At 44.9% G+C, this 14,337-nt stretch carries 13 protein-coding genes and 1 tRNA gene; 4 read left to right on the top strand and 10 right to left on the bottom strand.

Translation table 11 applies throughout. The annotated features are described in order from the left end of the window. Positions 1–2: 2 nt before the first annotated feature. Genes BN6539_RS16095 through BN6539_RS16085 form a run of 3 tightly spaced genes read right to left on the bottom strand, consistent with a single transcriptional unit; the run spans position 3 to position 2,372 of the window. Complete coding sequence (locus tag BN6539_RS16095; RefSeq protein WP_067540887.1) at positions 3–719, bottom strand: ABC transporter permease; 717 nt, start codon at positions 717–719, stop codon at positions 3–5. Next, the gene (locus BN6539_RS16090; protein ID WP_067540885.1) at positions 700–1,581 is read right to left on the bottom strand and encodes an ABC transporter ATP-binding protein; all 882 of its coding nucleotides are present in this window, start codon (positions 1,579–1,581) and stop codon (positions 700–702) included. Before BN6539_RS16090 ends, BN6539_RS16095 begins: the two co-directional genes overlap by 20 nt. After that, positions 1,578–2,372, bottom strand: a complete 795-nt coding sequence (locus BN6539_RS16085) for a MerR family transcriptional regulator (RefSeq protein ID WP_067540883.1) — start codon at positions 2,370–2,372, stop codon at positions 1,578–1,580. The genes BN6539_RS16090 and BN6539_RS16085 overlap by 4 nt, the downstream gene beginning before the upstream one ends. 750 nt (positions 2,373–3,122) lie before the next feature. Here BN6539_RS16085 and BN6539_RS16080 point away from each other — a divergent pair. Continuing rightward, a tRNA-Leu gene (locus tag BN6539_RS16080) sits at positions 3,123–3,207 on the top strand. A 482-nt stretch (positions 3,208–3,689) separates the two neighbouring features. Here the strand turns inward: BN6539_RS16080 and BN6539_RS22995 are convergent. Continuing rightward, positions 3,690–4,247 (bottom strand): collagen-like protein, encoded by a 558-nt coding sequence (locus BN6539_RS22995; RefSeq protein WP_242869461.1) that lies wholly within the window; start codon positions 4,245–4,247, stop codon positions 3,690–3,692. Continuing rightward, positions 4,235–5,125, bottom strand: coding sequence for a hypothetical protein (locus tag BN6539_RS23130; RefSeq protein WP_276326626.1), 891 nt, complete (start codon positions 5,123–5,125; stop codon positions 4,235–4,237). Before BN6539_RS23130 ends, BN6539_RS22995 begins: the two co-directional genes overlap by 13 nt. A gap of 402 nt (positions 5,126–5,527) precedes the next feature. Between BN6539_RS23130 and BN6539_RS16070 the strand changes: the two genes are divergently transcribed. After that, the gene (locus BN6539_RS16070; RefSeq protein WP_067540881.1) at positions 5,528–5,899 is read left to right on the top strand and encodes an iron chaperone; all 372 of its coding nucleotides are present in this window, start codon (positions 5,528–5,530) and stop codon (positions 5,897–5,899) included. A 287-nt stretch (positions 5,900–6,186) separates the two neighbouring features. Continuing rightward, positions 6,187–7,020: a class I SAM-dependent methyltransferase gene (locus tag BN6539_RS16065; protein WP_317869915.1), complete on the top strand. Its 834-nt coding sequence runs from the start codon at positions 6,187–6,189 to the stop codon at positions 7,018–7,020. A 149-nt stretch (positions 7,021–7,169) separates the two neighbouring features. Here the strand turns inward: BN6539_RS16065 and BN6539_RS16060 are convergent, their stop codons facing one another. Then, positions 7,170–8,549 carry an NAD(P)/FAD-dependent oxidoreductase gene (locus BN6539_RS16060; protein WP_067540877.1) on the bottom strand — a complete coding sequence of 460 codons (1,380 nt, stop codon included), beginning with the start codon at positions 8,547–8,549 and terminating at the stop codon, positions 7,170–7,172. Positions 8,550–8,886: 337 nt separating this feature from the next. Between BN6539_RS16060 and BN6539_RS22435 the strand changes: the two genes are divergently transcribed. Next, the gene (locus tag BN6539_RS22435; protein ID WP_156524183.1) at positions 8,887–9,051 is read left to right on the top strand and encodes a hypothetical protein; all 165 of its coding nucleotides are present in this window, start codon (positions 8,887–8,889) and stop codon (positions 9,049–9,051) included. A gap of 265 nt (positions 9,052–9,316) precedes the next feature. Here BN6539_RS22435 and BN6539_RS16055 read toward each other — a convergent pair whose 3' ends face one another. From BN6539_RS16055 to BN6539_RS16040, 4 genes are all read right to left on the bottom strand, one after another. Further along, positions 9,317–9,604, bottom strand: coding sequence for a DUF1292 domain-containing protein (locus BN6539_RS16055; protein WP_067540874.1), 288 nt, complete (start codon positions 9,602–9,604; stop codon positions 9,317–9,319). A gap of 75 nt (positions 9,605–9,679) precedes the next feature. Further along, positions 9,680–11,515 carry an excinuclease ABC subunit UvrC gene (uvrC, locus tag BN6539_RS16050; RefSeq protein WP_067540869.1) on the bottom strand — a complete coding sequence of 612 codons (1,836 nt, stop codon included), beginning with the start codon at positions 11,513–11,515 and terminating at the stop codon, positions 9,680–9,682. A 1-nt stretch (position 11,516) separates the two neighbouring features. Then, positions 11,517–12,821: a D-alanyl-D-alanine carboxypeptidase family protein gene (locus tag BN6539_RS16045; RefSeq protein ID WP_187375520.1), complete on the bottom strand. Its 1,305-nt coding sequence runs from the start codon at positions 12,819–12,821 to the stop codon at positions 11,517–11,519. A gap of 498 nt (positions 12,822–13,319) precedes the next feature. After that, complete coding sequence (locus tag BN6539_RS16040) at positions 13,320–14,180, bottom strand: D-alanyl-D-alanine carboxypeptidase family protein (RefSeq protein ID WP_067540863.1); 861 nt, start codon at positions 14,178–14,180, stop codon at positions 13,320–13,322. Between the last annotated feature and the right edge of the window lie 157 nt (positions 14,181–14,337).

The following is a 14,337-nucleotide window of genomic DNA, read 5'->3' as shown; positions in this document are numbered from 1 at the left end:
AGCTAATCAATGGATATTTTTCGCAGCCTCAAAAGGGAAAGTGCCAGCGCTATGGCCATGATGATCAAAAGAGGATAATAGTTTCCAAATTGCAGATCGGCAGCACACATGGCTTCAAATCCCCAGGTTGCCGGCAAAACTTTCCCAGCAGTCTGCAAGGCTTCCGGGAGCATGGTAACAGGAAACATGATTCCGGACATGATCATGGACGGCATAAAAATCAGCTGTGTAGCCATGCCCACTTTGGATGAACTTTTGCTATACAGACCGAACACCATGCCGACGCTGAGGCTCACCACGATGAGCAGCAGCAAGAGTAAAAAATATGCGGTCAGATCTGCTGGCACTTTCGCGTCAAAAAAGACAGGTGCTGTAAAAAAGATGACCAGGCTCATGGCAAATATATGTACCAGGCTGGACAAGAAGTTGCCCGCTGCCAGGGTCCAAAGGGGGATGTTGCCCACATGATATGCTTTTTTCACTTCGCTTGCGTAGAACTCGATCAGAGGATAAGGCGATCCCATAACGCCTCCCATGGTCACACTGAAGACGGTCATTGACTGTATCAAGGTGAGACGGGCGTCTGGCATGATGGACGTAAACACACTGCTCATGAGGATATAAAAAATAAAAGGTACGATATAGTAGTGTACCAACAGTTCCTTGCTTCTCACATTTAATTTCATATGGAGAAAAATCTCATACAGCATCGCTTTCATCTGGCTCCTCCTTGGCAATCTCTAAAAATCTTGCTTCTATCCCAGCCCGCTCTACATGAATGTCACGCATAGAGGCACCCTGCTTTTTGATCGTCTCAATCAGCAGCGACAAAGTATCCTCCAGATTTTCCGTCTGAAATGTATAATCGCAGCCATCCTGGCTTTCTGCTTTCAGTTCTGATATTCCATCGAACAACACCGGCTTGCTCAAACCGACCTTCAGCAGGAATCCGTTCCCCGCTGTCTCCGTCAGTTCCGTCGGCGTTCCCAAAAAGGCCAGTTGGCCGTTCCTCAGGATACCGATGCGGTCACAGAGCTCCCCTACTTCTGCCATGTCATGACTGGCCAGGATGATGGTTTTGCCCTGCTCTTTTAGTTTGCGGATTTCTCTATGTATGGCCACTCGTCCCTCTACGTCCAGTCCCGCCGTAGGTTCATCCAAAATGACGATCTCCGGATTCCCCAAGAGAGCCAGCGCCAGGTGCAGCCTTCTCTTCTGTCCGGTGGAAAGCTGCCCATATTGTTTAGATAAAAATGGCGCTACGCCGAGACGTTTCACATAGTCGCTGTTCACCTTGGTCTTCTGCCATTTAGAAAAAAGCGTCAAAGCTTCGCCAGCCTTCATGTTGCCTGGCAGAGAGGACGATTGCAGCTGGACACCGCATCTGTCGTTGACCTCAATGCTGCCGCTGTCGTATTTTTTAAGACCTTCCATGCACTCCAGCGTGGTGGTCTTTCCTGCGCCGTTGATTCCAAGCAACGCGAATATCTCGCCACGACTCACGTCAAAAGAGATTCCCTTCAGCACTTCTTTGCTGCCGTAGCTCTTCCGCAGCTTTTCCACCCGTATTGCATCACTCATGATTCCACTTCCATTTCTGGGATATCCATTCCCTGTTTTTTGAAATAGCAGTCCAGCATTTTGTTCATAAAGTCGTCGATTTCCTGCTGTTTCTGCGCCAGTTCTTTGTCCCAACCTGTCTTGTCGTCATTAAAAGACTCCAGCTTAGGAAGCAGCGTCAAATCGCCGCCGGTAAAGTCCATAATCATATTCCACCATTTCTCAGCCAGAACCATGCTGCACGCGCTTTCCGGCGGTTCTCCTCGTTGAACAAATAGGTAGGCCTCGTCAAGTAAATCCAGGTAAGCCTGATAGGTCTTTTCTGCAAGCGCCGGATCATCTCCGAAACGGTCTTTGATGTGGTCAGTAAGGGTGTCGTCAAAGCACTTCCAAACCCAATAGGCATCGTTGCCCATCTTCAGCAGTTCGATGATCTCTGCATATTTTTTAAAGTCCACACTTTTAATATTTTCCACTTCGCTACGAAATGCCTCAATCGACTGCGCCGCTTCCTGCAGATTTTCAATCTGTTCTTCTATTGCTTTTTGCTGTTGTATTAATAGAGAAACCATCTGTTCCGGCGTGTCCAGAGGAAGAATATGATTTTTAATCTCCTCCAGTGAAAATCCCAAATATTTAAAAGATAAAATCTGATGCAGCCTGACCACGTCTTTTGCCGCATACAGCCTGCGCCCGCCTGCACTAAAAGCGGAAGGCTCCAGAATCCCTTCTTTGTCATAATACTGCAACGTCCGCACAGTCACGCCCATGCGTTTTGCCAGTTCCCCAATGGTCATAAGTTCTTTTCCCATAAAAATACCTCCTTGGAATTATTATAATATATGACGTTGCGTCACATACAATGTTTTTTTGGCAGAGTCGGCCCAATGCTGTGTTGTATAGCTCCGTCTGCAGAAGTCACGGCAAACGCATGAAGCCCTAAAATATACCCTTGCGCTTTAAATCCGGCCAAAGTGCCTGAAACGAGCAATTTTAGGTGCATTTATGGCAGATTTCAGCTTTCAGCAGTCTCTTCCTGGAACAAAATAGCTAAAATTTGACTGAATAAAGCTTAAAAGCAATCTTTAATACAAAAGACTCATACTATATATATCTCCAGTCTATTCGCATTTTTTACATTTTATGGTTAATCAACCAAAAACAGGCTTATATTTCTCAAAAAAGTGCCTGAATTGATCAAAGAACAAGCATTTATGGCAGATTACTTGGTTCATGGGTTTGCCGTGAGCTTACCGTAATGCAGGCTCATGCAATATGGTAAATTTAAGCAGGTTAATAGTCTGTCCTCTTAGAATACCATAACAAAAGTTCTGTCCATATAATATGCTTGAACAAAATCCGGCGTATTCAGCATAAATATAGGGGGGGATTGCGCCGTTTTATTCGTTCCATCGTAATAGATACCCACCAGAGGTATACAGATGAAATTAACGCTCTTGTACTTTTTCAAAAACTTGTAAAAAAGTTGTCATTTTATGCTTGCAATCTTTTTTCAAATGTGTATAATAATAAGAGTCGTGTGAAACACAACAATTGAATATGCGGTCATGGCGGAATTGGCAGACGCGCACGGTTCAGGTCCGTGTGAGGCGACTCGTGGGGGTTCGAATCCCTTTGACCGCACCAAAAAATAGATGGGTTTTACCCATCTATTTTTTTATATGCGGCTATTAATTAAGGGATTCGAACCCGAAAGGGCGCTGCCGTCAGATGAGCCTGTCCGGTAGACAGGCAAATAGGCTGCGGTGCAAGCCGACTGAACGAGGAGGCGCAGCACGGTGAATGCACAGCATTCACAAAATCCCTTTGACCGCACCAAAAAATAGATGGGTTTTACCCATCTATTTTTTTATATACGGCTATTAATTAAAGGGATTCGAACCCGAAAGGGCGCTGCCGTCAGATGAGCCTGTCCGGTGGACAGGCAAATAGGCTGCGGTGCAAGCCGACTGAACGAGGAGGCGCAGCACGGTGAATGCACAGCATTCACAAAATCCCTTTGACCGCACCAAAACAAAAAGATGAGCAACGCTCGTCTTTTTGTTTTTTTGTGTATACGATTAAGGGATTCGAATCCCTAAACTACAATAAACATCTCCAAATTCATTTTAAGGCTGTGGCGAAATTCGTTCTATTGTAAGCGTAGCATTTGTACGCAATGCCAAATCAAAGGCTGCAACGCCAGTGGAATAAAACGCCAAATCAACTTGACCGCTAAGAAATTCAATGACACTTCCTTGCAAGATCGTATTCTCAGTTGTAGAAAGTATACTATATTGCAATGTTGAATCGATGAAATTGCCATCCTGTCGTACTCCCGCAGAAACCGTCTGGGCTGGCACTTCAACCGGAGCTATACGAATCATAAAGTTAATTTCATATTCGCCGGGGATATAGACTTGCAATTCATTTTGATTTGTCCCAACATTAAATGAAGGCATATAATTATTGAACTGTATCTGATCAATTTGATCACTGGCAGTAAAATCAAACGATTGGACAGTGTTTGAAAATAAACCACCGAACGCAGATTCCATCGTTTTTCCATCAATTTCGACAGTCGCTGGATTGTCTGATAAGAAAATATTTAAGTTTGGAGATATAAAGTTTAAATCCTCTCCGAATCTAATGGGTATTGGTCCGCCATTACCGTTTACATAAAACAAAACCTCCCCTGGATCGAAGGTACCTGTCGGACCAGGCTCTCCCTGCGGACCGGCTTCTCCTGTCGGGCCAGGTTCTCCTTGCGGACCAGCCTCTCCTGTCGCTCCAGGCTCTCCCTGCGGACCGGCTTCTCCTGTCGGGCCAGGTTCTCCTTGCGGACCAGCTTCCCCTTGCGGACCGGCTTCTCCTGTTGGGCCACGTTCTCCCTGCGGACCAGCCTCTCCTGTCGCTCCACGTTCTCCTTGCGGACCTGCCTCTCCTGTCGGACCAGGCTCTCCTTGCGGACCTGCTTCTCCTGCCGGGCCAGGTTCTCCTTGCGGACCTGCTTCTCCTGTCGCTCCACGTTCTCCCTGCAGACCGGCTTCTCCTGTCGGGCCAGGTTCTCCTTGCGGACCAGCTTCCCCTTGCGGACCGGCTTCTCCTGTCGCTCCACGTTCTCCTTGCGGACCTGCTTCCCCTTGCGGACCGGCTTCTCCTGTCGGACCAGGTTCTCCTTGCGGACCTGCCTCTCCTGTCGCTCCACGTTCTCCTTGCGGACCAGCCTCTCCTGTCGCTCCACGTTCTCCCTGCGGACCAGCTTCCCCTTGCGGACCGGCTTCTCCTGTCGGACCGGGTTCTCCTTGCGGACCAGCCTCTCCTGTCGCTCCACGTTCTCCCTGCGGACCGGCTTCTCCTGTCGGGCCAGGTTCTCCTTGCGGACCGGCTTCTCCTGTCGGACCTGGTTCTCCTTGCGGACCAGCCTCTCCTGTCGCTCCACGTTCTCCCTGCGGACCGGCTTCTCCTGTCGGGCCAGGTTCTCCTGTTGGGCCACGTTCTCCCTGCGGACCTCGACAATATCCACAATAGGAGCAGTCACAACTGTCTTTACGAAATTTTCCATTCCCACAATTGCTATTGTTATTATTTATATTCATGTTGATATCCTTCCTCTCTATACGCATCTGCGGAACCATTTGCGTATCAAGTGCCTAATATCAGTTTATGCCAATGGCTGACGAGTTGTTCCTGTCTGTCTTTCACTGCAAACTCCAGTCTTTCAAAAAAATTACATTCCAGAGTTATTGGAATACTAGAATAAAGTATCATGGGATAATACGGATCATTCAGGCTCGATGAATCAAAACAAGGTTCTATATAACTTCAGTGATGGAGGCATCATCGCCTTGCTCCTTGCAGCTACTGAACGTCAGTCGCTGTCAATAGCCGAACAAATTCTGGATGTGGTAAAACATGTACAATACCTTTTTGCATTTTTTTCAGTTGTCCGGGTAATAATGACCATATGAATATTTTTACAGATTATTTAGCATCTATTTCTGATGATCAGCATCGTGCCAAGCTGGCCGACGTTTTAGGATGGGTGAGCAGAAAATTCCCTGGGCTAGAGCCGAAAATCGCGTGGAATCAGCCGATGTTCACAGACCACGGTACGTTTATTATCGGATTCAGCACAGCAAAATTACACTTTGCAATCTCGCCTGAAAAAGCAGGTATTGAGAAATTTGCAGAAGAAATTACCAATGCAGGATACAGTCATACCTCTAATATCTTTCGAATTAGATGGGAAGACTCTGTTGACTTTTTGTTGTTAGAGCGAATGATAATTTATAATATAGAAGAGAAAGCGGATTACAGTACCTTTTGGAGAAAATAAAGTCAGTCGCTCTTGACACAGAGCAAGGCAGCCTTTATGATAAGTGTATAAAATAAATTAGAAAAGGTGATGATATCCGGCGTATCTGATGACAAACAATCAGGTGCATAGATACGACTGGAACAGAGTAGATAAAATCAATGATATAGAGTAACGAAACACTGTCTCGGCAGTTTTATTTTCGTTCCTGCAATTTGATTTTATTTTACTCCCAACTTTTCTTTCCCCAGGAAGATGGGCCGTAGATATAAATCTACGGCTTTTTCTTTGGCTTAGAAAGGAGCACGATGATGTTCAAAAATATTTACACCACATTAAAAAAACCGCCACTGTATGAAAAATCAGCCGTAGCATTTTGGGACGACCAATACATTTCCAAGCAAATGCTCAAAGCCCATCTGGATCCTGATTTTGAGGGGGCCAGCCGAAAGCTATCATTTATCAATCAGTCGGCAGCCTGGATCAGCAAGCTGCTACCTCCTACAGATTATCCATCTCTTCTGGATGTAGGCTGCGGTCCGGGAATCTATGCTGAGAGGTTTGTTAAGGCTGGTTATCAGGTCACAGGAATCGACTTCTCCAGGCGTTCCATTAATTATGCTAAAGAATCTGCTGCCAATCAGGGCTTAGATATCGCATATAACTGTCAAGACTATCTAAAGCTGGACTTAAATGCAGATTTTGATATCGTTACCATGATTTATTGTGATTATGGAGCACTATCGACAGCTGATCGAGGAAATCTGCTGAGTAGAGTTTATCAAAGCTTAAGGCCAGGAGGCAGATTTCTGTTAGATGTATTTTCTATGGCAGCCTACGACAGGTTTGAGGAGAAGCAGACCTGGGATTTTTGTCTGGCTGATGGATTTTGGCGGCAGGATGCTTATCTTGCCTTAAGCGGCTTCTATCGTTATGCACCTAATGTGACATTGGAGGAAATCTGTATCGTATCTGAAAAGGAACTTGTCCCCTATTATCTATGGACGACTTATTTTACTGCAGAAACGCTGTCAAAAGAAGCTGCCTCTGCCGGATTTAAGGTATTGAACGTCTTCGGTGACATGGCCGGTAATCCTGGTACAGATGAAAGCCAGACCTTGGCTATATTGCTCAAAAAATAACTGCCGCCATTGAAGCCTTCTGTTCTAATAGAGAACGCTTTAACAGAAAAGACGGGCTAACTGCCAGAAGCTGATAGCCCGTCTTTTGTTGTTTTATTTCGCTTTTCAGTTGCCTGAACTTGTGGACAGATTTTATAATGTGTAGATTGTCATTGGTATTGTTTTGCCAGAATTCGCGCTACATAAACGCCGCTGGCTGATGCCTGAGATAAAGAATGAGTCACGCCGGAACCATCGCCTAGAGCATAGAGTCCAGGAATCTTCGTCTGCAAGTTCTTATCTACATGTACCTTGGAATTGTAAAATTTCACTTCTACACCATAGAGCAGGGTGTCTTCATTGGCTGTGCCAGGAGCAATTTTGTCTAAGGCATAGATCATCTCAATAATGCTGTCCAGCTGTCGCTTTGGAATAACCAGACTTAGGTCTCCAGGTGTTGCCGCCAATGTCTGACGGGTAAAGCACTTCTCCATTCTGCGCTCACTACTTCGGCGGCCCTTTACCAAATCACCGAATCTCTGCAGAAGGACGCCGCCTCCCAACATGTTTGACAGTCGTGCGATGGATTCACCATATTCATTGCTGTCTTCAAATGGCTCCGTAAACTTGTTGGATACCAGAAGTGCAAAGTTTGTATTTTCTGTATGAAGGTTGGGATCTGCGTAGCTGTGCCCATTGACCGTCACGATCCCATTCGTATTTTCAGATACCACTTCCCCATAAGGATTCATGCAGAAGGTTCTGACCATATCGTTGTATCTGTCCGTCTTATATACGATTTTCCCTTCATAAACGGCATCGGTAATGTCTTTAAAAACTTCTGCCGGAAGTTCTACTCTGACACCAATGTCAACACGATTCTTCTTCTGTTCAATGCCCAGTTCGTCGCAAATCTTCGCAATCCACTTTGATCCTGACCGGCCTGTTGCGAGAACCAGCTTATCACAGGCAAACTGCCCCTTGTCCGTCAAAACGTGGAAAGTCCCGTCATCCATAACTGCCACATCCTCAATGGTCGTGTAAAACTGTGTATCAATTCTTTCTTTAATATATTCGAAGATTTTTCCAAGAATCTGCACGTTTCTATCCGTTCCCAAATGGCGGACCTTGGCCTCAAGCAGATGCAGATTATTCTGCAAACACCTGGTTTTCAGATCTGAGTTTGCAGTGGAATAAAGCTTTGCATCACTGCCTCCCATAGCACAGAGAACACTGTCCACATACTCCATCAACTCCATAGCATGGTCAGTACCAACATATCGGTGTAAGTCACCTCCAAACTGGGTCGTTATATTATATTTCCCGTCAGATAATGTGCCGGCTCCGCCGTAGCCATTCATGATATGGCACGGACTGCATTTGATACAGTTTTTCGTCTTTCCCGCTTTAATTGGACAGACTCTCTTTTCTAAAGGTGCGCCTTTATCTATCATCAAAATTTTCGCCTGATTTTTCTCTTTCGTCAATTCGTAAGACATAAAAACACCGCTGGCTCCAGCGCCGGCGATAATGATATCATATTTTTTCACACAAATTCTCCATTCTACTTTTTTTGTGTCACCCACGCTATATACTTTATCCCATCTCCCTGTAAAAAACAATCCTATTTTATCATGCTGATTTGTGGTATAATGGTTCTATTATATCTAAACGGCGTTGCCGCAAAGTGAGAACCATTGAATCATGACATTCCATTCTATTTTCAGCGGTTTTGTCATGGTATAATGGTTCTATTATATCTAAACGGCGTTGCCGCAAAGTGAGAACCATTGAATCATGACATTCCATTCTATTTTCAGCGGTTTTGTCATGGTATAATGGTTCTATTATATCTAAACGGCGTTGCCGCAAAAGGAGACGTAATTCATGAACTGGAACAAACGAAATATAGCAATCGGAATTCTGTTTATTGTCTTTACTCTGGTATGTCTATCAGCCATATTGAAGGGCCACTATAATTCATACTACGTAGTTGGAACTGCCATATTCGCATTTTTTGCCGTTGCATTCTTAAAAAGAGCTAGAAGATAGCTCTTTTTTGTATTAAGATTTCTTAATATTTCTGTCACAGAATTGATAATATTTCTTCGCAAAATCAACACATATTTTGGTTATAATGAAATTGTCAAAAGGGTGATAGGGTTACAGCATACTTTTGAACGTTCTTTCTTAATTAAATATTAAATATCGCAGGTAAGGGACCTCATCGTTAGATGAGGTCTTTTATCGTGCAATAATGAATCCAGACGAAAAAATCCTGCAGCCGCTGCTGCAGGATTGGTTGTCTCACATATAATTAGTTTACGCTGCCATCGTCTTCTGCCATGATTGCGTCGAACTCTTGTACAACATTCTGGAATAATTCGTCGTCTTCGATATCAACTAGTTCGAATTCGTCTTCCCCAACTTCGTTGTATCCGTAGATATAAACGTCATCAGAATCGTCTAGCGGAATTAAAGCGATGTAGTCCTTTCCATTATAATCAAAAACACCCATGATTTCGCATTCTAATTCAGTTCCATCATCAAATTCTAAAGTGATGATATCTGCCTCATCCTGCATGTTGTTCTTGTTATCTGCCATATTGATCCTCCATTTTCGTTAACTCTCATTAATTTCTTTGTTATCTTACTAATATACCATTATTGTGCAAAATTATCAACTAAAATATTCTTTAATATTTTCTGCCACAGATTCTGTAATTCCAGGCACTTTCATAAGTTCCTCCACTGAAGCCTGCTTGATGGTTTCTATAGTTTGAAAATGATTGAGCAGCGCGTTCCTGCGCGTAGGCCCGACGCCTGAAATATTGTCGAGTACAGAGTGGATTGCGTTTTTGCTGCGCAGACTTCTGTGGTAGTCGATGGCAAAGCGATGTACTTCTTCTTGAATCGTCCCTGCGTACTTAAATAGCAGGTTTCTTTCTCTGAGAAGGATTTCTCGTCCATCTTCAAAAACGATGGCTCTCGTCCTGTGACTGTCATCTTTTGCCATGCCTACGACAGGGATGTCGATACCTAGGGCGATCAAAACCTTTCGCGCTGCAGTCACCTGACCTTGGCCGCCATCCATGAAGATGGCATCAGGTATTTTGATGAATGCAGGGTCGCCCGCCTTTGCCCGCTTGAAACGCCTGTAAATCATCTCCTGTAGGCTTCCGTAGTCATTAGGTCCCTCAATCGTTTTAATTTTAAAGCGTCTATAGTCCTTCCGAATCCGCTTCAGACCTTCAAATACAATCATCGCGCCTACGGAGTCTACTCCGTTCGTATTGGATATATCATAAGATTCAATACGATAAGCCTGCTTGTCTGCCGGCGTGTATCCTGCTTCCCTGATGACAGACTCAATTTCAGCTTTGATAGCGGTCTGCTTCTCCTGGTTCGACTTTGCTTTCTCAGACAGAGTTTTTACCATTTCAATGCAGTCGCTCTGTGCCATGTTCAGCAAGGCCTTCTTTTCACCCTTCTGTGGGACAAAGATTCGCACCTTACGCCCTTCTCGGCTCAAAAACTCTTCCAACAGTTCAATGTCAGGCGGCGTGCTTTCTACCAAAATCTCTGGCGGCACCACTGCCCACTGGCTATAGTACTGCTTGATAAACTCTGCTACCATCTCGTCTCTGTTGTCATTTTCATCGGTCTGAATCTGGAAGGTCTCACGGCCGGAAAGTTTGCCGTCCCGCACGGTAAACAATACGATAAAGGAGTTCTGCTGATCTTTGACTGGCAGAACCACATCCAGATCTTTATCGTGTATCATGGTCACTCGCTGAGTCTCAGAAATTGTTTTAATGGACGAAATGTAGTCTCTATATTTCGCAGCTTCTTCAAATTCCAGTTTTTCTGAGGCCTGCTGCATTTTTTCCTCCAGACTTCTGAGCAGCGGCTTTTCCTTTCCACTGAGAAACTCTATGACCTTGTCGATGGACTGCCGATACTCCTCTTTGCTGACTTTCCCCACACAGACGCCTTTACATTGATTAATATGGTAATTGAGGCAAGGCCTGAAATGAAGCGGAAACTCCTTAGCCGAACAGCGTTTCAAGGAATAGATATTGGACAATAACTCCACAATCTGATTGACCGCCCTCGCGTCGCTGTAAGGTCCAAAATACCGATTGCCGTCTTTAGCGATAATTCTGGTCTTCAAAACTCTAGGAAAGTCTTCCGTTGTAGTGACCACAATATAGGGATAAGTCTTGTCATCCCGCAGCAGTACGTTATATTTAGGCATGTATTTTTTGATTAAATTGCATTCTAAAATCAGGGCTTCCATCTCCGTACTGCAGGTGATATATTCAAACTCCGCAATATTAGAGACCATTGCCCTGACCTTCGGATTGGACTTCGCCGCACTTTGGAAATACTGACGCACCCTGTTTTTTAGGGAAATCGCCTTTCCAACATATATAATCTGTCCCAGCTTGTCCTTATGCATATAAACTCCCGGACAATCCGGGAGTTTTTTTAAGTTCTCTTTGATGTCAAACATATTAGAATCGCCAATCTCTTTCCTTTCGTTCCTGTTCTCGCCTCATCTCTTCCATGGCTATTTCCATAATGCGCTGCTTTTTCATCATTCTCTTACGTCGTCTGTTCCTGGCCTTTGTTATGGAAATAGTGAGAAAGAGAGTAAGCAGCAAAATAAAGACGATACAGATAATAATTGTTGCAAAGTTGGAAATGCCCAGATAAGATGGGAACCAGCCTTGATCAATATCTTCCGTTATCACGAGATTTACTTCGTTGACTAGCTCGTCAGCTACGTAAATCTGGTACGTGCCAACCACCGTTCCCGCCTTGACAGGCGCTTCGACGTCATCTCGCATGACAGTCTTTGTGCTGATCAGTTTAGCAGACGCCTCCTTTGGCAGATAAGCATAGCCTGTCTCTGCAGTATAAGCAGTCACGCTTGTCTTAGCACCGTGTTTGATTCTGACCCTGCCGCTTTCTTTGCCGCTGCCGATAACCTTTTGGCCTTCAACCTTGGCAGTTGCGTACTGAATCAGTTTTTTCACGTCTTTGGTCCGCTCTGCTACAGTATCGCCCATGATGACGACGAACAGGCTCAGTCCGTCCTTCTTATAACCCAGCGCAATACTGCAGTTATATGTATCCCAATATCCTGTCTTACCGGCATAAACACCGGATTCCTTATCTGACAAAAACTTGATATGGGAATGCAGCACTCTTTTTTTACTCTTATTGGTCTTTTCAATTGTATATTTCGTAGAGCCGGCAGCTTTTCTGATGATGTCGTTGGAAAGCGCTACTTTCACAATCTCCATCATATCAGATGCAGTTGTATAGTGACGTTTTGCCTGCATACCGCTGGGGTTTGTAAAGTGGGTTTTCTTACAGCCGATGTTCTTCGCCGTCTTATTCATCAAAGCGATGAAGGTTTCCATATCCCCAGATACAGCCTCGCCCAGGGCGTAAGCCGCGTCGTTGCCAGAAGGCAGGAGAGCTGCGTAAATCAAGTCCTCTACCGTCAGAATCTCCCCCTCCTTCAAGTTGATGGAAGCCTCTTTCTGGCTGGCTGCTTTTGCAGACACCGTGACCTCCTTATCGAGAGGAAGGTTCTGTACTGCCAGCAGTACGGTCATCAGCTTAGTAACGCTGAATGGCTCTAATTTTTTCTGACTGTTTTTAGAATAGACAATTTCTCCCGTATTCTGGCAATACACCATTGCGCCTGCAGCAGTAATATTCGGTTTCGCTACTTTTGCCCCAAAGGCGGCACTGCCACTGGATAAAACAACCAGGACTGCCAGCATTAATGAAATTGTTCTTTTCATTATTCTGCTCATGTATTAACACTCTCATCCTATTTTTTTATAGCATGGATTACGGCCGTAAAACTCTCCCATGCTTCAAAGAAATCTCCTTTGTCGTCGCCGCTGTTCCTCAGCGGCATCTGGAAACAGCAGCTTATGCTGCGTCGTTTCCTATTTTTTTATAGCATGGATTACGGCCGTAAAAACTCTCCCATGCTTCAAAGAAATCTCCTTTGTCGTCGCCGCTGTTCCTCAGCGGCATCTGGAAACAGCAGCTTATGCTGCGTCGTTTCCTATTTTTTTATAGCATGGATTACGGCCATAAAAACTCTCCCATGCTTCAAAGAAATCTCCTTTGTCGTCGCCGCTGTTCCTCAGCGGCATCTGGAAACAGCAGCTTATGCTGCGTCGTTTCCTATTTTTTTATAGCATGGATTACGGCCGTAAAACTCTCCCATGCTTCAAAGAAATTTCCTTTGTCGTCGCCGCTGTTCCTCAGCGGCATCTGGAAACAGCAGCTTATGCTGCGTCGTTTCCTATTTTTTTATAACTATACTTTAATATCTTATTGGTACTTTCATACCGCCCGCTGGTGGTATCTCTCAGTACGACAGCGTACATAACTTTACCCTTTTGCTCGCAGGCGGATACCAGGGAGGCGTTGTTCCATTCCCATGTCCCTGTCTTACCAGCAAAAACGCCCAGTTTCGGATACTTCTTCTTCGCGACAAAATAGTTCGTAGTCGCTACCAGCCTGGACTTCTGCTTATTGGTCTTTGCCAGCCTATAGATCTCAGTGCTGCAAGCTTTCTTAATAGCACTGTTCTCCATAGCTGCTTTGGTAATCAAAGCCATATCGTAAGCGGAAGAATAGTGGGAACTTGCCTTCCATCCGTGCGGATTAGAGAAGTTGCTTTCCTTACAGCCCAGTTCTTTGGCCTTTTTGTTCATCAGCTTGGCAAATTTTGACTTGCTGCCAGAAACGCCGATAGCCAGTGCCACAGCCGCATCGTTACCGGACGGCAGAAGGGCTGCATAGAGTAAATCTTTCACCTTCATTTTTTCGCCAGTTCTTAAATTCGCTGTAGATCCTCCAGTATTAGCTGCCGTCTTGGTTACAGTCACCTTGTCATTCAGCTCCAAATGGTCCAAAGCGACCAACGCGGTCAGCAATTTCGTGGTGCTGACAGGATCCCTCTTGTAATGAGCATTTTTTGAATACACAATTTTACCGTTATCAGCATCCATCACCACTGCACTTCTTGCGGATATCGTCGGTTTTGTCACTGCAGCACCATATGCACTCACAGTCGATAGGCCCATGGTCAAGATCAAAACCACAGCCGCTATTTTCATCGATAATCTTTTCTTTGTTTTCACGTTCTTTGCTCTCCCTTTCGTAAAAAACGAGTGTATGACGGAGCATCGCTCCTATGCACTCATGTCGCCCACAAGGAGCGACTCTTCGCAAGGTACGTTCTTTGAAACATAGGAAACCCGTCCTTCGGACGATATTTCCTATGTTATAAAACGCAGA

This window comes from Emergencia timonensis, from assembly GCF_900086585.1.
GTDB lineage: Bacteria > Bacillota > Clostridia > Peptostreptococcales > Anaerovoracaceae > Senimuribacter > Senimuribacter timonensis.
This window is presented reverse-complemented; position numbering and strand designations above follow the sequence as displayed.

Excerpts from the sequence above, each read along its gene's own strand:
- BN6539_RS22435 (WP_156524183.1), top strand. The coding sequence starts at position 8,887 with ATGAACTGGAACAAACGAAATATAGCAATCGGAATTCTGTTTATTGTC.
- BN6539_RS16095 (WP_067540887.1), bottom strand. The coding sequence starts at position 719 with ATGAAAGCGATGCTGTATGAGATTTTTCTCCATATGAAATTAAATGTG.
- BN6539_RS16065 (WP_317869915.1), top strand. The coding sequence starts at position 6,187 with ATGATGTTCAAAAATATTTACACCACATTAAAAAAACCGCCACTGTAT.
- BN6539_RS16085 (WP_067540883.1), bottom strand. The coding sequence starts at position 2,372 with ATGGGAAAAGAACTTATGACCATTGGGGAACTGGCAAAACGCATGGGC.
- BN6539_RS16070 (WP_067540881.1), top strand. The coding sequence starts at position 5,528 with ATGAATATTTTTACAGATTATTTAGCATCTATTTCTGATGATCAGCAT.
- uvrC (WP_067540869.1), bottom strand. The coding sequence starts at position 11,515 with ATGTTTGACATCAAAGAGAACTTAAAAAAACTCCCGGATTGTCCGGGA.
- BN6539_RS16055 (WP_067540874.1), bottom strand. The coding sequence starts at position 9,604 with ATGGCAGATAACAAGAACAACATGCAGGATGAGGCAGATATCATCACT.
- BN6539_RS23130 (WP_276326626.1), bottom strand. The coding sequence starts at position 5,125 with ATGGAAAATTTCGTAAAGACAGTTGTGACTGCTCCTATTGTGGATATT.
- BN6539_RS16045 (WP_187375520.1), bottom strand. The coding sequence starts at position 12,821 with ATGAAAAGAACAATTTCATTAATGCTGGCAGTCCTGGTTGTTTTATCC.
- BN6539_RS16090 (WP_067540885.1), bottom strand. The coding sequence starts at position 1,581 with ATGAGTGATGCAATACGGGTGGAAAAGCTGCGGAAGAGCTACGGCAGC.